Annotated in this window: 18 protein-coding genes and 1 pseudogene; 3 read left to right on the forward strand and 16 right to left on the reverse strand. The window is 66.2% G+C overall.

Going from position 1 to position 18415, the window contains the following annotated elements:
• Window positions 1–5: 5 nt before the first annotated feature.
• The 12 genes from madL to E8E75_RS02640 all read right to left on the reverse strand — a co-directional run bounded on the left by madL (window position 6) and on the right by E8E75_RS02640 (window position 10040).
• Complete coding sequence (gene madL, locus E8E75_RS02585; protein ID WP_153919548.1) at window positions 6–407, reverse strand: malonate transporter subunit MadL; 402 nt, start codon at window positions 405–407, stop codon at window positions 6–8.
• A gap of 61 nt (window positions 408–468) precedes the next feature.
• On the reverse strand, window positions 469–1389 hold the full coding sequence (gene mdcH / locus E8E75_RS02590; protein ID WP_280357944.1) for a malonate decarboxylase subunit epsilon: 921 nt from the start codon (window positions 1387–1389) through the stop codon (window positions 469–471).
• Window positions 1386–2003, reverse strand: a complete 618-nt coding sequence (locus tag E8E75_RS02595; RefSeq protein ID WP_120653675.1) for a malonate decarboxylase holo-ACP synthase — start codon at window positions 2001–2003, stop codon at window positions 1386–1388. Before E8E75_RS02595 ends, mdcH begins: the two co-directional genes overlap by 4 nt.
• A 92-nt stretch (window positions 2004–2095) precedes the next feature.
• Complete coding sequence (gene mdcE, locus E8E75_RS02600) at window positions 2096–2878, reverse strand: biotin-independent malonate decarboxylase subunit gamma (RefSeq protein ID WP_120653676.1); 783 nt, start codon at window positions 2876–2878, stop codon at window positions 2096–2098.
• Window positions 2875–3729, reverse strand: coding sequence for a biotin-independent malonate decarboxylase subunit beta (locus E8E75_RS02605; RefSeq protein ID WP_153919543.1), 855 nt, complete (start codon window positions 3727–3729; stop codon window positions 2875–2877). Before E8E75_RS02605 ends, mdcE begins: the two co-directional genes overlap by 4 nt.
• Window positions 3722–4039: a malonate decarboxylase subunit delta gene (locus E8E75_RS02610; RefSeq protein WP_120653678.1), complete on the reverse strand. Its 318-nt coding sequence runs from the start codon at window positions 4037–4039 to the stop codon at window positions 3722–3724. The genes E8E75_RS02605 and E8E75_RS02610 overlap by 8 nt, the downstream gene beginning before the upstream one ends.
• 2 nt (window positions 4040–4041) lie before the next feature.
• Window positions 4042–4893: a triphosphoribosyl-dephospho-CoA synthase gene (locus tag E8E75_RS02615; protein WP_120653679.1), complete on the reverse strand. Its 852-nt coding sequence runs from the start codon at window positions 4891–4893 to the stop codon at window positions 4042–4044.
• Entirely contained in the window at window positions 4893–6554 is a 1662-nt protein-coding gene (gene mdcA, locus E8E75_RS02620) for a malonate decarboxylase subunit alpha (protein WP_153919540.1), read from the reverse strand. Before mdcA ends, E8E75_RS02615 begins: the two co-directional genes overlap by 1 nt.
• Window positions 6555–6788: 234 nt before the next feature.
• Complete coding sequence (locus tag E8E75_RS02625) at window positions 6789–7190, reverse strand: biopolymer transporter ExbD (RefSeq protein WP_120653681.1); 402 nt, start codon at window positions 7188–7190, stop codon at window positions 6789–6791.
• 1 nt (window position 7191) lies between these two features.
• The gene (locus E8E75_RS02630; RefSeq protein WP_120653682.1) at window positions 7192–7899 is read right to left on the reverse strand and encodes a MotA/TolQ/ExbB proton channel family protein; all 708 of its coding nucleotides are present in this window, start codon (window positions 7897–7899) and stop codon (window positions 7192–7194) included.
• Window positions 7900–7932: 33 nt separating this feature from the next.
• A complete protein-coding gene (locus E8E75_RS02635) occupies window positions 7933–8754 on the reverse strand; it encodes an energy transducer TonB (protein WP_153919537.1) in 822 nt (273 codons plus the stop codon).
• A gap of 383 nt (window positions 8755–9137) precedes the next feature.
• On the reverse strand, window positions 9138–10040 hold the full coding sequence (locus E8E75_RS02640; RefSeq protein ID WP_120655309.1) for a TauD/TfdA family dioxygenase: 903 nt from the start codon (window positions 10038–10040) through the stop codon (window positions 9138–9140).
• A 162-nt stretch (window positions 10041–10202) separates the two neighbouring features.
• Here E8E75_RS02640 and E8E75_RS02645 point away from each other — a divergent pair, with 162 nt between their 5' ends.
• Window positions 10203–11117 (forward strand): LysR family transcriptional regulator, encoded by a 915-nt coding sequence (locus tag E8E75_RS02645; protein ID WP_120653684.1) that lies wholly within the window; start codon window positions 10203–10205, stop codon window positions 11115–11117.
• A gap of 280 nt (window positions 11118–11397) precedes the next feature.
• Here the strand turns inward: E8E75_RS02645 and E8E75_RS02650 are convergent, their stop codons facing one another.
• Window positions 11398–12450, reverse strand: a complete 1053-nt coding sequence (locus E8E75_RS02650; protein ID WP_153919534.1) for an ABC transporter substrate-binding protein — start codon at window positions 12448–12450, stop codon at window positions 11398–11400.
• Window positions 12451–12828: 378 nt separating this feature from the next.
• Here E8E75_RS02650 and E8E75_RS02655 point away from each other — a divergent pair.
• Window positions 12829–14340: pseudogene (locus tag E8E75_RS02655) on the forward strand (ABC transporter permease subunit); the annotation flags it as partial.
• Window positions 14337–15200, forward strand: coding sequence for an ABC transporter ATP-binding protein (locus E8E75_RS02660; protein WP_120653687.1), 864 nt, complete (start codon window positions 14337–14339; stop codon window positions 15198–15200). The pseudogene E8E75_RS02655 and the gene E8E75_RS02660, both read left to right, overlap by 4 nt.
• A 67-nt stretch (window positions 15201–15267) precedes the next feature.
• On the opposite strand, the gene E8E75_RS02665 is transcribed toward E8E75_RS02660, so the two are convergent.
• The 3 genes from E8E75_RS02665 to E8E75_RS02675 all read right to left on the reverse strand — a co-directional run bounded on the left by E8E75_RS02665 (window position 15268) and on the right by E8E75_RS02675 (window position 18404).
• Complete coding sequence (locus tag E8E75_RS02665) at window positions 15268–16239, reverse strand: sensor domain-containing diguanylate cyclase (RefSeq protein WP_120653688.1); 972 nt, start codon at window positions 16237–16239, stop codon at window positions 15268–15270.
• A 75-nt stretch (window positions 16240–16314) separates the two neighbouring features.
• Window positions 16315–17343 carry a DUF2955 domain-containing protein gene (locus tag E8E75_RS02670; RefSeq protein ID WP_120653689.1) on the reverse strand — a complete coding sequence of 343 codons (1029 nt, stop codon included), beginning with the start codon at window positions 17341–17343 and terminating at the stop codon, window positions 16315–16317.
• Window positions 17343–18404: an HlyD family secretion protein gene (locus E8E75_RS02675; RefSeq protein WP_153919529.1), complete on the reverse strand. Its 1062-nt coding sequence runs from the start codon at window positions 18402–18404 to the stop codon at window positions 17343–17345. Before E8E75_RS02675 ends, E8E75_RS02670 begins: the two co-directional genes overlap by 1 nt.
• Window positions 18405–18415: the final 11 nt, after the last annotated feature.

An 18415-nucleotide genomic window follows, 5' to 3' on the forward strand; every position in this document is an offset into this window, starting at 1 on the left:
GGCGGTCACCGCTGGGCAGGGGTCAGGGATTCAGCGGCGGCCGCCAACGGCTTCTTTTGCCCGAGCCGGTCGAGCACCGGGACCATGGCGAAACCAAGCACCACCGCGGCGACGCCGGCGAGTATGGCCATGGGGCCGCCGGACAGCGCGCCAAGCACATTCTGCTGGGCAGCCATGGCGACGACGATGGGGATGTAGATGGCGCTCCAGAACTCCACGCCCACCTCGGACCTGGCACTCATGAGGCCGCGCTTGTGCAGGTAGCTGCCGACGAATATCAGCAGGAGCATGGCGATACCGACGCCGCCGACATTCGCCGGGACGCCCAGCAGTTTGCCCAGCAGCTCACCGATGAACAGGCCTGCCAGGGTGCACAGGGCCAGGAAGGCCACACCGTAGATGATCATTGTTGTTGTCCTCGCATTCGGGTCGAAGTTGCTTGTTCTTGTCCTTCGAAGTGCATGGCGGTTATCGGGTCCGGCTTACCTCCTCACGCAGCAAGGCGTCCAGCGTATCCAGACGGGCGCCCTGGAAGGCGATCACCGTACCTTGGTCGAAGACCCGCCGCGCCAGACCGCTGAGCACGGTGCCGGGCGGCAGTTCGATATGCAGGCGCACGCCGCGCTCATAGGCGGTGCGAAGGGTGGCGTGCCAGTCGATGACACGGCACATGTTGAAGGCGAGGTCGTCGCGCAGACGCTCCGGATCGAAGATCGGCCGCGCCGTGCTACCGCTGAGGTAGCGGATCGCGGGGCGGCGCAGTTCTACCCCGGCAAAGGCGTCGGCCAGTTCGCGGGCGGGTTGCCCCAGCAGTTCGCAGTGGGACGGCACGCTCATCGCCAGACGCTTCGCCGCACCGGCACCAAGCTTACGGGCACGCTCGGCGACGGCGGTCATGGCAGCCTCGCTACCGGCAATCACCAACTGGTTCTCGGCGTTGATGTTGGCGAGAAAGACCGGACCATCAGCCTCGGCCAGCAGGCGCTCCACGGTGCCCTGGTCAAGGCCGAGGATGGCAGTCATGCCGTAGCCCTGTGGATAAGCCCGCTGCATCAGTTCGCCACGCAGGGCCACCAGGCGCAGCGCATCGGCAAAGCCCAGCGAACCGGCGATCACCGCAGCGGCGTAGGCACCGATGGAGAGGCCCGCCACATAGTCCGGCGCCGGCCCGCGTTCGAGCAGCAAGCGCGCGCAAGAAACACCGGCCACCAACAGGCAGAGCTGCACCGCGCGAGTGGATTGCAACGCCTCTGCCGAATCCAGCGCCAGCACGTCCTCCCCCAGCACATCGCTGGCCTCTACCAGGCTGGCCGTAGCCTCCGGCGGCAGCTGGTGAAGCATGCCCGCCTGCTGCGCGCCCTGGCCTGGAAAGGCAAACAGGCTGCTCACGCGGCGTGCTCCAGGACGTGCCATGGGTTATCCACAAGACGGGCGCCTTCAGCGCATTTCAGCAGCACGCGGCGCGCCTCGCCGGCCCACTCGCGCAGGGCCACGGCGCCGTTGGGGGTTTCCAGTTGCAGGTCGATACGGCAAGGCGCGTCGGCCAGTACCTCCAGCAGCGCGCGAGCATGCTGGCGGCTGAAAGGCATCGACGTACGCAGGATCAGGTCGAGGTCGCTGGCCTCGTGCAGCACAGCAATGCCGGTGGCGAGCTGGAATCCGACGCTGCCGGTGGGGCCCCAGGGCAGGCTGGTGGCAGCGAGTATCGGGGCGACGGCTTCCAGCGACCGAAGCGCTGGGTATTGGGCGGCAGAACGAGGCCGCAGTTGTTCGGGGCTGAGCGCACGCTGGATGGCACGGATCGGCATCATCGCGGCGAAGCGCTGGTCACGTGTGGCGCCACGAATGCCGACGGCAATCAGGCCGGGCTCGCAGAGCGCACGACGCACCACCACGGGATGGCCGGCGGCCAGTGCCTGCCGCGCCCAGGCAGGGGCTTCAGCAGGCAGGTGGTCGAGGGTCATGCCCCAGAGCAGATCGTGGGGTTTTGGAGTCTTGTTCATTCGTGGCTCCTTGGTATCTGGGTGCCAGGGATTCCCCCTCTCCCCCGGCCCCTCTCCCTTCAGGGAGACGGGTGGGGGAGAGGGGCAGCGAACTACCACTGCGCCCGCAACATCTCCCTCACACGCGAAGACGCGGCTCGGTTCTCCGCACCCAGTCGCCCGGACAGGTCGGTACTCGAACCGATGTCGTCCACCGCCCGCAGCAGGCATTCGCGCACCCGACCAACATCGGCTTCGTTCGGCTGCTGCGCGTCGCCCACCGCAACCCGCTCCCACAGCAACCCAAGGGAGGCGTAGTTCTCCAGGTCGTAGGCCATGGGCGGCACCCTGGCGGCGAGGGCTTCCAGTTCCTCCACGCTGCGCAGGGTGATGCGCGCGGCGGCGGCCTTGCCCATGGCGTGGACCATCACCCCGCCGTCATCCAGCGCTATCAGGCGCTGGGCCTGGTAGCCGTGGGCGAGGAAGGCACCGGACATGGCCTTGCCCACCAGCAGCCCGATCACTGGGTGGCCGGCGTGGCGGGCACGAGCGTATGCGTCCACCGCTCCCGCCAGTGCCTGGTGAATGCCAAGGGCTTCCTCACGGCGGCCATAGGCCTGGCTGGGGACATCCACCAACGCCACGATCACGCGCTGGGTGCCGCCCTTGTCGGCCTCGATCGCCTCATCCACCGCCTTGGCCAGGCCCCATCCCTCCAGCAAGCCGACCTCACCATTGCGGGCACGGGGGAAAGGATTCTGTGGATCGGACACAACGGCGATGAAGCGCGCGGCGCGATTGCCCAGCTCCCCGTCGATCACCTTCACCGAAGCCGGGAAGCCTTGCAGGGTTGCGCCACCGGCAAGGCCGTGCAGCCAGTTCAGTCCACGGCTCATGTCCGTTCTCCTTGGTAAAGGGCACGCACAGCGGCAGCGTCCAGTTGTTCGCACTCTTCGCCCAGCTGCGCCAGGCGCTCGAGGAACCAGGCGTGCCGGCGACTGCGCGGCAGGCCCTGTTCCGGTTGGGCCAGCAGGCCTTGCAGGGTTTCGCGGATGGCCTCGATATCGTCAGCGACATAGGCGTCCACCAGGCCGCTGGCCATGCGCTGCTCGCCACCAGTGAGGCTCCAGATGAAGGGACGGTCGCGGGAGTCATATTCGTCGATGCCCGCCTCCTGCTCGATCACCTGCGGGCCGTTGAGACCCAGGCGCGCTTCGCGGGTGACGATCAGGTGGCTGCACAGACCGGCAGCGATGGACATGCCGCCGAAGCAACCCACCGGACCGGCAACCAGGCCGATCACCGGCTGAAACTCCCGCAGCGCGACGATGGCCGCCTGGATTTCGGCGATGGCAGCCAGCCCGAGATTGGCTTCCTGCAGGCGCACGCCGCCGGTTTCCAGCAGCAGCACGGCGCAGGTAGGAATGCCCTGGCGGTTGTCTTCAGCCGCCAGTTCCAACGCACCGGCGATCTTGGCACCCCCGACTTCGCCCATGCTGCCGCCCTGGAAAGCACCTTCGATGGCGGCAATCACCGCTGGCTGGCCCTTGATGCTGCCCTTGGCGACCACCACACCGTCGTCGGCCTGGGGCACGATGCCCTGCTGCGGCAGCCAGGGGGAAATGACCCGGTCGAAGGGACCGACGAGTTCGCGGAAGCTACCGGCATCCAGCAGCTCGCGGGCGCGCTGGCGGGCGCCGAGTTCGACGAAACTGCGCGCTTCGAGCAGGCGTGCGATATCAGTCATGTGCGGGCTCCTCTTGAGAAGAAAGGGCCTCCAGCCCCTGCTCCAGGCGCAGGCGCACCACGCCGGGCGTGGCGCCGAAGTCGTGGATGTCGATGTTCAGGGCCGGCAGCGACTGACCGTCGAACAGGCGCTGGAACAGCTGCTGCCAACGCGGGCCGCTGCCATTCACCGAGGTCACCACCTGGATCGACAGGGTGCCGGCGCTGCCGGGCTCCAGCAGCACTTCGAGGTCGCCGGAGCCGACGCAGCCGACCAGGGCGCGGCCTCGGGCCGGTTGCCCGGCGGGGAATTGGAAGGACAGGGTTTCCATGGTCACAGGCTCCCGGCTTTATCGAGGAACAGGCAGGCGGCCAGCAGATCGGCGGCACCACCCGGCGAGGCGTTGAGTTGCAGCAGGCGGGCGTCCAGCGCGCGCAGTTGGCGGCGGCCGGCAAGGCTGGCACTGCCACCGGCGTCGAGTACGGCACGGGCGCCCTGCTGCATGGCGGCGAGACCTTCCAGGCCGGCGCGCCAGAGCACGCAGGTGTCAGCCAGGGTGGCCATGATCGCCAGCAGCGCATCGAGGCGGGCGTTCTGCTCGCCGGCGCCCGCTGCACGGCTGCGGGCCAGTTGCGGCAGGCCCTGTTCGATCACAGCGGGGAAGCCGAGCTGGGCTTCCTCCCGCGCGCCACGGGCACCGTAGCGACGGGCGACCTGGGCGCCGTGACTGTCGCTGTGGAGCACCGCACGGTCATCGATCAGGGCGATGCGCGCAGCGCGCAGGGCGATGGCGTGGGCGTCGCGGCTTTCAGGTTTCAGCGCCTGTGCCGCCACCAACAGGCCGAGGGCCCAGATGGCACCCCGGTGGGTATTCACCCCGCCGGTGATGCTGAGCATCGCCGCTTCACCTTCGCGGCCAATCCGGCCGAGGGCTTCGCGCAGCGGTTGACCGACGTCGCCAAGCTCCAGCGCCGCCTCGGCCATCTGCTTGAAGCAGGGCCAGAGAGACAACGCAGAGGCATGCATCAGGCCCAGGTGCAGGTCGCTGTGCGCGCCACTGCCGCGACGGTCCACCAGTGCCGGCTTGGGCGAGAGGTCGGCTTCGTCGATCAGGGCGTCCACCGCCAGGTCCGCCAGCCGGTCGGCCAGGGGCAGGTCGGTATTGCGGGCAATCAGTGCGCTCATCACCAACTCCTGAAGCGGGCTGGGGGGTTGTAAAGGCCGCCGGACCACTCCACCAGTTCGGCGATGCTCTTCGCCGCCAGCAGTTCCCGCGTGGCTTGTGTACGGCGGATGCCGAGGTCTTCCGGCAATGCGATCAGCCCTTCGCGACGCATGCGCAGGGTCTCTTTCGGGTCATGGCGCAGGCCGATGGCGGTGACGCCGGCGACCGCGGCGATCATCGCGCGGCGCTCTTCGAGGCTGCGCGCCTTGTAGAGGTAGGCGATGCCTTCTTCAGTGAGCAGGTGAGTGACGTCATCGCCGTAGATCATCACCGGCGCCAGGGGCATGCCGGCCTTCTTCGCCACGTCGACGGCGTCCAGCGTTTCGACGAAGGTGGGTTTGCCGCCTTCCTGGTAGGTCTCGACCATCTGCACCACCAGCTTCTTGCCGCGTTCGAGCATCGTCACCGGCTCGGTCATGTCGAGCCAGGCCGGGGTCGCATGGCGGCGGCCGCGGGGGTCGTGGCCCATGTTCGGCGCGCCGCCGAAGCCGGCCAGGCGGCCACGGGTGACGGTGGAGGAGTGGCCGTCGCCGTCCACCTGCAGGGTGGCGCCGATGAACAGGTCCACGGCGTACTGCCCGGCCAGCTGGCACATCATGCGGTTGGAACGCATGGAGCCGTCGCGGCCGGTGAAGAACACGTCCGGGCGCTGGGCGATGTAGTCCTCCATGCCCAGTTCGGTGCCGAAGCAGTGCACGCTCTCCACCCAGCCGGTCTCGATGGCGGGGATCAGGGTCGGATGCGGGTTGAGCGTCCAGTTGCGGCAGATCTTGCCCTTCAGGCCGAGGGATTCGCCGTAGGTGGGCAGGATCAGTTCGATGGCGGCGGTGTTGAAGCCGATGCCGTGGTTGAGCGACTGGACCTTGTGTTTTTCATAGATGCCGCGGATCGCCATCATCGCCATCAGCACGTGCACCGGCTTGATGTGGCGCGGGTCGCGGGTGAACAGCGGCTCGATGTAGAACGGCTTGTCGGCGACCACCACGAAGTCGACCCAGGAGGCGGGGATGTCCACGCGCGGCAGGTCGCGCACATCGTCCACCAGCTCGTTGACCTGGACGATGACGATGCCGTCGCTGAACGCGATGGGTTCCACCAGGGCCGGCGTGTCTTCGGTACTGGGGCCGGTGTAGATGTTGCCTTCGCGGTCGGCCATGAAGCCGGCCACCAGGGCGACGTTGGGGATGAGGTCAACCAGCAGGCGCGAGTAGAGCTCGATGTAGGTATGGATGGCGCCGACTTCCAGCAGGCCGTCTTCGAGCAACTGGCCGATGCGCAGGCTCTGCGGGCCAGCGAAGGAGAAGTCGAGCTTGCGGGCGATGCCGCGTTCATAGAGATCGAGGTGCTCGGCGCGGCTGACGCTGGGCATGATCATGTGCAGGTCGTGCAGACGACCGGGATCGGCCTTGGCCAGGGAGCGGGAGAGGAAATCCGCCTGCTTCTGGTTGTTGCCTTCGAGCACCACACGGTCGCCAGGGGCGATCAGTGCTTCGAGGGCTTCGACGATCCGTTCGCTGGGCAGCACGACGCCATCGGCGAGGTTGCGTACCTGGTCGAGACGGCGCTGCTTTTCAGCGCGCCGACGCGACCACTGCGGCGGGGGAGAGGGTCTTGTTGTCATGGTGGCTCCACGAGTTCCGCTGTCGTGGAGCGAACCTTAGGAGCGCGACCGGTGGGTCATCAATCAAGCCCGGGGAGCAATCGTTACGATGAAGTTAATGATCGGCCCGGCCACCCTCCACCTGACGGGACGGAGTTGATCGGAGTCCAAGAATGACACCGCGCGCGTTCCCGTAGGTCGTTGCGAATAAAAAGGCCACCTTCCCCCTGCCTGAAGAAAGGTGACCAAAACTTGTCAGCGCGCAGTAATCACCGCGAGCTTGGTGATCCCCGCCCGCTCGATGGAGGCCATGGCACGGGCCACGGCGCCGTAGTCCACCTGGTCGTCGGCCTGCAGTTGCACGCGCAGTTCCGGGTCCTTGGTCTTGGCCGCTTCCAGGCTGGTCTGCAGCAGGTCGGGCTGGATCTCGTCCTTGTTGATGAACAGCTTGCCGGTGCCGTCGATGCTCACCACCAGCGGGTCCTTCTGCTCGGGCGGGGCCACGGCCTCGGTTTTCGGCAGGTTGATCGGGATGGCGTTGGTCAGCAGCGGCGCGGTGACGATGAACACCACCAGCAGCACCAGCATCACGTCCACCAGCGGGGTGACGTTGATCTCGGAAAGGACTTCGTCGTTGTCCTGGGTGGAGAAGGCCATGTCAGGACGCCTCCTTCACGGCGCCCGCGGCACGCGCCGGGGCGGGATTGACGAGCAGCTTGAAGGCGCTCTTCTGCGCCAGCAGGTAGAAGTCGTGGGCGAAGTCGTCGAGGTCGGCGGCGGTGAGCTTGAGGCTGCGCAGGAAGTAGTTGTAAACCAGCACCGCCGGCACCGCGACGGCGATGCCCACGCCGGTGGCGACCAGCGCCGCGCCGATCGGCCCGGCCACGGTTTCCAGGCTGGCCGAGCCGGCTGCGCTGATGCCCTTGAGGGCTTCCATGATGCCCCAGACGGTGCCGAACAGGCCGATGAAGGGCGAGGTGGAGCCGATCGAGGCGAGCACCGCCAGGCCCGACTCCAGGGAGCGGCGTTCCCGCTGGATCTGCTGGCGCAGGGCGCGTTCCAGACGGTCCTGATGGTTGATTGCCTGGCTCAGGTCGCCTGGTTGGCCCCCCTGCACCTGGATCGCGGCGAAACCGGCCTGGGCCACGTGAGCGGCGGCACCGGCATGCTGCTGCAGCTGTTCGGCGGCGCTGTCCAGGCTGGTGGCGCTCCAGAAGCGCTTCTGGAACTGGCGGTCGCGGCGCTTCAGGCGGGCGAACTGGATGCCCTTGACCAGGGCCAGGCCCCAGGTGACGACGGAGAAGCCGATGAGCAGCCAGATCACCAGGTGCTCGATGGAGGCGAAGGGGTTGGTTAGCAGGTCCATGGTGAATTCCTCTCTACAGGCAAAGTCGCTGAATCAGTTCAATTTGAAATCGATGGGCACGCTGACCCAGCCGTCGCGGGCGACTTCGCCCTGCTTGGCCGGCACGAAGGTCCAGCGCTTGACCGCGCGCACCGCGGCCTCGTCGAGCAGTTCGCGGCCGCTGCTCTTCTGCACCTGGACCTCGCTTGGCAGTCCCGTGGCGAGCACATGCACGCGCAGCAGCACGGTGCCCTCCCAGCCGCGCCGCTGGGCGAAGGCGGGGTACTCGGGCGCCGGGTTCTTCAGGTAGCCGGCGTTGGCCGAGGGTGGCGTCACCGGGGCCGGCGCCGGCGGAGCCGGTGGCGCGGGCGGGGCTTCGGCCTTGGGCGGTGCGGGCGGCGGTTCGACCGGCTTGGCCACGGGCTTCGGCGCGGGCTTGGGCGGCTGCGGTTTCGGCTTGGGTTTGGGTTTGGGCACCGGCTTGGGTGGCGGCGGCTTCACGGCCAGTTCCTCCACCACCGGGGGCGGCGGCTCGATCACGGGCGGCGGCGGCTCCGGCGGCGGCGGTTCCACCACCGGCGGGGCCGGGGCGGTGAACTCGATGGTCATGGGCGGAATCTGCGGCGGCACTTCCGGCAGCGGCGGGGTGGGCTTCTGGCTCAGCCAGTGCAGCACGGCGCCGTGCAGGACCAGGGCGAAGGCGCCCAGCAGCCAGGCCTCGCGGCGGCTGAGCACGCGGGTGGCGCCAGGGCTACGGAAGACCGTGCGGTCCAGCGCCTGGCGCACCGGTACGCCGAGGTCGCGGACCTCGCCTGGGCGGCGTACTTCCTGCCAGTGCAGTTCGCGGCCGCTATCGGCTTCGAGGACAGTGCCCATCGGCAAGACTCCTGGAGTTGAAAAGCCCGGCTGTGCCGCCGGGCGTGTTGAACAGGCAACCGGCCAGTGACCGGCGAGATGGCCGAGCTAGAGCGGTCGGCCATGGGGAGATGATTGGCTGAACGACTTATCTCTAAAAGTAATTTTTAATGATTTACTAATTACCTTTAGAGATATGTGATTCATAAGTCGTTGAAAATAAAAGATAAAAATTAATCGATGCTTTAGGGGCATTGAATATATGCCCGGCAGGCATCTAGCCCTCGCAAGGTGCGCTGCACGCACAACGCCTCTGGCGCAGGGATATCGGTGCGCGCAGCGCACCCTACAAAAGCAAAAAGCCCCCAGCGGATCGTTCCGGTGGGGGCTTGCTGGTGGGGGAATCAGCTCTTGCGAATGGTCTGGCTGTGCTGCCCGTCGATACTCACCGGTACGTCACCGGCCAGGGTCACGCGGCGGACGATGCGCGGCTGGGTGTCGTAGTCGTCGACTGCGTAATGCTGGGTCGCGCGGTTATCCCAGATCGCCACATCGCCAGCCTGCCAGCGCCAGCGCACGGTGTTTTCCAGGCGGGTGACATGCCCCTGGAGCACGGCGAACAGATGCGCTGAATCCGGCTGGGAGAGGCCCTTGATGCGTTTGACGAAGTGCCCCAGCACCAGCGTGCGCTCGCCGCTCACCGGATGCACCCGCACCACTGGGTGTTCGGTCTCATAGACGGTGGAAGTGAAGACCTTGCGGTACGCCTCCAGCTTCTCGGCGCTGACCTGGGGGCGCGTGGCGGCGTAGTCGTATTCGTTGCTGTGCACGGCCCAGAGCTTGTCGGCCAGCTCACGCAACGCCACCGGCAGGTCCTGGTAAGCGGTCGCGGTGTTGGCCCAGACAGTGTCGCCACCGGCGGCTGGAGCGGTCACGCTGCGCAGGATGGAAGCCTTGGGATAGGCGTCGACGAAGGTGACGTCTGTGTGCCAGGAGTTGGCGCGCTGCCCCTCGGCGCCGTCCAACTGCAGCAGGTAATGGGTACCCTCGCGCACTGGCACGGTGGGGTGCGCCACCGGCTCGCCAAGCAATTTGGCAAAGGCTTCCTGACCTTGGTCGTCCAGCTGGGTCTGGCCCCGGAAGAAGATCACCTTGTACTGAACCAGGGCTGCCTGGATGGCTTCGAGGATAGCGGCATCCAGATTGCCGGACAGCGTCACGCCCCGGATTTCGGCGCCGATTCGGCCGGCAACGGGATGGATATCGAGTTCGATGGCCTGCTGTTGGGCCAGTGCGGCATTGCTCATGGTGCGGTCCTCACGGTCAGGGAGATGAGCCATATGCTTATTCGATATACATCTAATAAATTATCGAATACTCATTTGACGGAATAAGAGCCTGCATTTAAAACCCCACGCAATGCCGCGACAAATGCCTTCGCCCTATATTTTCGATGCCGGAAAAGCACCATGGACCTGCGCCAGCTCCGTTACTTCATCGCCCTGCTCGAACACCGCAGCTTCGTCCGTGCGGCCGACGCCATGGGGATAACCCAACCGGCCTTCAGCCGCAGCATCCAGGGCCTGGAGCAGGATTTCGGCTGCCAGCTGGTGGACCGGGGCAGCAAGGACCTACGCCCCACGCCCGAAGGCCAGGTGGTGCTGCAGCACGCCCTGCGCCTGGTTCAGGGCGCGAGCAACCTGGCGCGCGAAATCGACCAGATGACCAAGCTGGATGCCGGCGAGTTGTACTTCGGCAGCGGCCCCGCGCCGGCCGCCAGGCTGGTGCCGGACGCCCTGGCCGATTTCATGCGGCGCTATCCGCGTATCCGCACCCATTTCGAGGTGAACAACTGGGAAGTACTGGGGCGCCGCCTGGCCAGGGACGAGATCGAGTTCTTCATCGCCGACGTGCGCCAGTTCGAGGCCGACCCGAGCTTCCAGACCCAGCCGCTGACGCCGCGCTATGGCCGGTTCTTCTGCCGCCAGGGGCACCCGCTGCTGCTCAAGGAGAGCCTGTCGACCAATGACATGTTCGACTACCCGCTGGCCGCTACGCGGATGCCGGCAGGCATCCGCAAGCTGCTGGCAAGCTACAGCGGCCTGGCGGATTTCCAGCTCAACCTGGAGTGCGACCATGTGCCCACGCTGGTACAGGTGGTGCGCCAGACCGATGCCATCGGCATCGCCCAGCAGGAAACCATCGCCCCGCTGCTGGAGTGCGGTGCACTGGCCCTGCTGCACTGGCGCAACCTGCCCGACCGGATGGACAGCCTGGCCGCGCGCTGCGGCATCGTCACCCGCACAGGTTATCGCCTGTCACCGGCGGCGCGAGCGCTGATCGAAGTGCTGGTGGAGCTGGACTCGCTGGAGCAGGCGGCGTAAGGAGCGATCCGCCCTCCCCCCAACCCTCTGAGCTGTCTGTGCAGGTATTCAGGCCTGAGCGCCCCTGTAGGGGCGAATTCATTCGCCAGGCGGGTCGCAGGTTCGCGCATACATCGTCCGCCCTCTCCCTGAAGGGAGAGGGGGTTGTCTATGCAAGGATTCAGGCCTGTGCGCTGCTTGTGGGAGCGAATTCATTCGCGATGCCCTGTGGATAAAAAAGCCGCCTTGCGGCGGCCTCCACGACTTCCCTGTAAATGACTTCCTTGTCAGCGACTCCCTGTCAGCGCGAGGCCTGTCCCGGCCCCTGCAATGCCGCGTCGAGGAAACGCGGCTCCACCCAGTCGGAAACCTGGAAACCACGGCGGATCAGGCGTTCCTTGACAGCCAGGTCCACGCCCTGTTGCAGCAGGCCGACAAATTCAGCGTCAAGGTGTGGATCGAAATAGCGACTCAGGCTTTCCTGGGCCAGATCGCTGGCGAGGATGCCCGGCGGATAGCTGGCCAGGCCCGAAACCAGTTCGACGTAGGCACCTTTGTTGGCGTCGTCGCGCAGCCAGTTCACTGCCTTCTGTTGGGCCTTCACCAGGCGCCCCACCACATCCGGGTACTGGCGGATGAAGTCACCGGTAGCCACCAGCACCGCCTGGGTGCTGCCCGCGCCAGCGAGGTCTCGGGAGCTCAGCGGCAGTTCCGCGAGACCGCGCTCGCACAGGGCGATCAAGTTGGAGAGACCCCAGGTCGCGTCGATCTGCTTGGCGGCCAGGGCCGCACTGGCGGCATTGAAATCGAGGTTGATCACTTTCAAGTCACGCTCGCTGAGACCCTGGCTGGCCAGGGCGCTGGCGAAGGAGAGCTGGAGGGCAGTGCCACGAAACACCGCCACGCGTTTGCCCTTGAGATCCTGCAGGGTCTTGATGCCCGAGCCCGGCACCACGCCGAGGTAACTCTTCACGCCACGGGTATTGGCGCTGATCACCCGGGTGTCCAGCCCATTGGCCTTGCCGACGATTGCCGCCAGGTCGCCCAGGTAGGCGAAGTCCACCTGGCCGTTGGCCAGGGCCTCGTTCACCACCGGCCCCGCGCCCTTGAAGAAGCGCCACTCGACACGGATTCCGTCCTTGGCGAATTCCTCTTCGAAGACCTTCTGGTCACGCAGTACGTCCACCACGCCACCGGCGCTGTGCTGCGTACCGGCACTGAGGTCGGGCACAGCGATGCGGATAGCTTCCGGCTTGGCCGCTTCGGCGTGGGCAGCCAGGGGGAACGCCCCGAGCACGCCGATCAGCAAGGGTGAGGCGAATGCCCCGAGTATTTGGTTGAGCAGGATTTTCATGGCGTGCGGGCTCCTTCACGGGCTGCCGCCGGCAGTGGCCGGCGCTGTGGGACGGAAGCTAGGCGCGACGCCATAGGCCAAACAAATATTAAAAAATCATTCTTTAATAATTTTTTTGCCTAAGTCAGGCACGACGCGGCCTGCACCGTGGCATGCAGAACCCGCATAAAAAATATGAGGAAAACGCATCGGCCTATCCCTTCCCGACGCTATCGACTCATGCTCTTATCCATTTAAGGAATCAATCATTAGTTTATTATTCTTTTTAAGAATAATCTAAGAACCACCGTTCGGGAGATGGACATGAGCCGAACCTTTGCCTGGACGCCCGCCGCACTCGCTCCAAGCGGCTGGTGGCGCGGCCATTCCGATGCCTTTCTGCCGTGGCTGCTGCCCCTTGGCCTGGCGCTGCTCTGGGTGCTGGCGAGCCACTACCATTGGATGAGCGCTCAGATACTGCCAGCGCCGTTACTGGTCTGGCAGAGCAGCCTCGAGTTCGGCTCCGGCGAGCTCTGGAGCCATCTGTGGATAAGTCTTCAGCGACTGTTCTGGGGGCTGTTGGCCGGGGTTGCCGGCGGGCTACTACTAGGCACCTGGCTGGGGGCTTCGAGGCGCGCCGAGGCGTTGGTCTATCCAACCTTCGTGGCCCTGGCGCAGATTCCCACCCTGGCGTGGATTCCTTTGTTCATGCTGTTCTTCGGCATCGGCGAGCTGCTCAAGCTGGTGGTGCTGATCAAGGCGGTGGTGGTGCCGGTGACCCTGCACACCCTGGTCGGCGTGCGCGATGCCCAGCCCAAGCTTCGTGAGGCCGCCGCCGTATTACGCCTGCCGCGCCACCTGCTGTTCCTGCGCCTGTTGCTGCCGGCTGCCCTGCCCGCCTTCCTCACCGGTTTCCGTCTGGCGCTGGCGACCGGCTGGACTTCGCTGCTGGCAGTAGAACTGCTGGCCTCCAGCGAAGGCCTGGGCTACCTGATGGTCTGGGGACGCCAGCTGTTCATGCTGGACCTGGTCTTCCTCTGCATCCTGCTCATCGGCCTGGTAGGCGCTCTGATGGATCGTGGCTTCGGGCTCGTCGAGCGGCGCTTGCTGCACTGGCCGCAACCGGCCACAGGGGAACAACGCCAGCACAGCGATGCACGGGGTTGGCGTCGCCTGCAGGGGGTCCTGCTGCCCACAGCGTTGCTGATTCTCTGGCAGGCCAGCAGCAGCCTCGGCTGGGTCGACCGCAATATCCTGGCGTCGCCGCTGGACGTGCTGCGCAGCCTGGCGGATGGCTTCGATGATGGTTCCCTGCCACATGCCATGAAGCTCAGCCTGCAGCGTGCCCTGGCTGGCCTGGTTGTCGGCGGTGGCGCCGGACTCCTGCTGGGATTGCTGCTGGGGCTTTCCAGCCACGCCGAGCGGGTGCTCGGGCCAAGCCTGTCGGCGTTGCGCCAGGTTGCGCTGTTCGCCTGGGTGCCGCTGCTCACTGCCTGGTTCGGCCTGGGCGAGGCGGCCAAGGTGGTGTTCGTCAGCCTGGCAGCCTTCTTCCCCCTGTTCATCGCGACCCAGCGCGGCATCGCCAGCCTGTCGCCGCAACTGGGCGAAGTGGCCCGCACCCTGCGTCTGGACCTGGCCAGACGTCTGCGCCTGCTGATCCTTCCCGGCGCGGCCCCGGCAATCTTCGCCGGCCTGCGGCTTTCGCTGATCTACGCCTGGCTGGGGACCATTGGCGCCGAGTACTTCATGCCATCCGACGGCGGCATCGCAAGCCTGATGCTCGGCGCCCAGCAGATGTTCCGCATGGACCAGGTAATGGCAGCCATGCTCCTGGTGGGCCTGGTCGGCGCCTTGCTCGGCGCTCTCGGACAACGCATCGAAACGCGCGCGACGCGCTGGAGAAACGCATGAACGCCTTCAACCCCTCGGCCCGGGATGCGGCCAACCAACCCCACGCCATCGCGCCGCTGGTCAGCTTCGACCGGGTCGGCAAGGTCTTCTCCGTGGATGGCCAGGCCTTCGAGGCCATCCAGGACTTCAGCCTGGCGATCAACGAAGGCGAGTTCATCGCCATCGTCGGTTCCAGTGGGTGCGGCAAGTCGACCCTGCTGCGCCTGCTGGTCGGTCTGGATACCGAATACAACGGCGAGATCCGCGTGGACGGCGCGCCGGTCCGGGGCATCGGTGGCGAGCGCGGCATTGTGTTCCAGGAGCACCGGCTGTTCCCCTGGTTGACCGTGGCGCAGAACATCGGCCTGGGGTTGGTGAACGAAAAACTGACCCAGGGCGAACGCGCTCGACGGGTACACGAGTTCGTGCAGCTGGTGGGGCTGACAGGCTTCGAGTCGGCCTACCCCCATCAGCTTTCCGGCGGCATGGCCCAGCGCGTGGCCATCGCCCGCGGCTTGGTAGCCAGCCCACGCATCCTGCTGCTGGATGAACCCTTCGGCGCCCTCGATGCGCTGACCCGCCAGCAGCTGCAGGACGAGCTGCTGGCCATCCGCGAACGCTCCGGCATCACGACCTTGCTGGTCACCCACGACGCCGAAGAGGCGATCTACCTGGCCGACCGCGTGGTGGTGATGGCGCCGCGGCCCGGACGGATCAAGTCGGTGGTGGAGATCGACCTGCCGCACCCGCGCCAGCGCACCGGCGCGGATTTCCACAGGTTGCGCGAACGCCTGCTCCACCAGCTCACCGGTGACGGCGATTACCTGCCGCCTGTGCTGCAGCGAGTGGAAGGCATGCGGCCAGAGTTCATTGCACTGTAGGTGCAGCCGCACCTGGGGGAGCGAAGTCATTCGCGATTGAAATCGCGCCCACAAGGTGGGATCGGGGTCAGTCGGCGAGGACGATCTGATTCTTCCCGCCGCGCTTGGCCTGGTACATGGCCGCGTCGGCGCGGGCGTAGAGGCTGTCGAGGTTGCCGTCGTCACGAAGGTTCGCCAGGCCCTGGCTGACGGTGACGCCGAAGCTCTTGCCGTCGACGGTGAAGCCCATCCGCTGGATTTCCCGCTGCAGGCGTTCGGCGATCTGCCACGCCAGTTCCGGCGGGCAACCGGGCAGGACGGCGGCGAACTCCTCGCCGCCGATACGGCCGAACAGGTCGCCCCGACGCAAGGTATTGCCGCCGCATTGGGCAATGCGTTGCAGCACCTGGTCCCCGATCTGGTGGCCATGGGTGTCGTTGATCTTCTTGAAGTCATCGACGTCCAGCAGGATGAACGCCAGCGGGCTGCCGAACTGCACCGAGTGCTCGAACTCGCGCTGGGCGCATTCGAAGAAGTGCCGTCGGTTACTGCTCTTGGTCAGCACGTCGGTGGTCGCCAGGCGATGCAGTTCACCCTCCAGTTGCTTCTTCTCGGTGATGTCTTCGGCGATGCCGACAACGATGGTCGGCTGGCCTTCCCCGCCGCCCTGGCTGATGAAGCATTTGTCGCTGATCCAGCGCAGCTGGCCGTCGGCGCGGATGATGCGGTACTCGCGGGCCTCGATGGCCCCCTTCTCCAGCACTTCGGCGAAACTCTGCGCAGCGTATTCCAGGTCATCCGGGTAGATGCAGTTGCGCCACTCGCTGTAGTCCGCCAGCAGCAGCGCGGCGGAGCGCCCGAACATGGTCTCGTAGGCAGGGCTGACGTAGATGATCCGTTGCGCCTCCCAGTCGAAGGCCCAGAGCACGGCGTTCACGCTGCCCAGAAGGCTGCTGAAGATGGCCTCGCGTTCGCGCAGCCGTTCGACTTCGCCCCGGCTGTGAAGAAGGGCAAGGGTGAGTTTTTCCAGTTCGCTTGGAGATTCGAGGGACGTTTCCATTCGGCCGCTACCTTCATAGGACCTGCCTTCGACAGATTAGGCAGGCAAAAGTGCGGACGGCACGCGAGCCGACGGTCAGGCATGACTGGCATGACGGAAGGCAACGAAACGGTTGAGCAACCGGTGCAGGACGAACACCGCGACCAGGGTGAGGAACACCGACACGCACACCGAGCTCAGGCGATAGGCGATGGAGTACACCACGTCGTGCTGCGGCGTGAGGTACTGGCCGAAGACGATGGCCAGGGTGGTCAGTGCGCCGAAACCAATGCCCTGCGCGCCTTCCAGCACATGCAGGCGAGCGCAGCAGAGGGCGGCGGTCCAGTACATCAGGGTCACCAGGGGCAGCACGTCGTAATGGCTGTAGAGCACCAGCTGCAGCACCAGCCCAATGGCGCAGCCCAGCAGGGTGCCGAGGGCGCGAATGCGGCCGGCGAAGCGGATGCCGTTCCAGTGCATGGGGAACAGGACCAGGATCGACGCCACCTGGGCCGACAGCGAATCTTTCAGGTCGAAGCTCTGGAACAGCATGAAGGACAGGGTGGCGATAGTCGCCCCGAGGATCGCCTCGTGGCGCTGGCTGGGCACGTCCTTGGCCGGTATCCGCTTCAGCGGACGCGGCTCGGCATCGGGGAAGAGGAAGAACATAAGCCAGGCGATCAGGACCGTCAGCCCCGCCGCCACCAGGTTGCTGGTGACCAGGTCGTAGAGGTGGGTTTCCGGGTAACTGGCGAAGTGAAGCTGGATGGAGAGGAACACGCTGCCCAGCGCGCCGAACATGAAGAGCGCCCCCTGGGCCATCAGACGGAAGCGCCAGAAGAAGGCCAGGAAAGCCAGCGGCACTATCATCTGCGGTCGGTCGCCAAACAGGCCGTAGATCACCAGTACCTCGACACTCACCACCACGGCCTGGAGCAGGAACTGCCGCACGATGTGGGCGTTGATGACCGGCGTGAGGCCGAGCAGGAGCATGGGATAGACGCAGAAGAACGAGCCGTTGTCCCAGCCCATCAACTTGCAGATGAACAGCCCGAGGGTGCCGCCCCCAGCGAGACGCAGGCATTGCCTCAGGTCGTTCTCGGTCAGAGCTGTCCTGCGGTTCATCAATACACGTAGTGCAGGATGCTGATCGCGGCGATCTGCAGACGGCCGAACAGGTCCGCCAGGTGCGAGTCGCCCGGGTAGAGCTGGACCGTCGCCTTGGCGCCGCTGGGCAGCGTATAGGGCAGGGTTTCGGTCAGGCTGACGTGCAGGCGCTGGCGCTGAGCGTCACGCACCCAGCGGTCGGAGATCGCCGGAGCGGCCAGATCGCCATTGGCGTCGAGCTGCCCCTCCTTCACGCCGGCGTCGATGGCGCTGACCCTGGCCGCAAAAATGTGGCCGGGGAGCGCGTCGAACACCACCGCAGCACCATCCTCCAGGCGCACATAGCGCAGGGCCTTCTCGCGGAAGTCGGCACTGATGTCCGCTTCATCCGCCACCAACGCGGCCACCGGACTGCCGGCATGCAGGAATGCGCCGGGGGACAGCTGCAGGTTGCTCAAGGTGCCGGCGCGCTCGGCACGCACTTCGCTGTATTCCAGTTGCAGGTGCGCCTGCTCCAGCGCGTTACGGGCCTGGCGCAGTCGCAGGTTGTCGTCGCCGACGGCGCCACGCTGGGCCACGAGCTCGCGAATGCGCGCACCGGCGGCACTCAGCTTGGCCTGGGCGGCCTGACGCTGCGCTTCGGTCTGCTCGAACAGCTGGCGCGATACGTGCTGGCTCTGCACCAGACGCCCGAGGCGCGCAGCCTCGCGTTGCAACTCACTGGCAGAAGCCTGGGCGGCGACCTGGTCGGCACGGGCCGCAGCGATAGCGGCGTCGAGTTGGCGGTTGTCCTGCCCGGCCTGTTCAAGCGCCAGCTCGGCGGCACGCACGGCCAGGCGGAAGGGTTCGGGGTCGAGACGGAACAGGACCTGGCCGGCCTCGACGTGCTGATTGTTGCTGACGGCGACGTCCAGCACCTGGCCGTCCACGCGTGGGGCGATGCGCAGCACCGGACGGGTCAGTTGCGCCTGGGGCGTGATGGGCATCCACAGGTCCGCCGCCAGGAAGTAGGCGAACAGCAGGACGAACAGGATGATGGCCGCCTGGACCCGCCGGGCGAATCTTTGATCCGGAGTCATGCGTACCTCGA

The sequence above is a fragment of the Pseudomonas sp. BN606 genome, assembly GCF_029873115.1.
Lineage (GTDB): Bacteria > Pseudomonadota > Gammaproteobacteria > Pseudomonadales > Pseudomonadaceae > Metapseudomonas.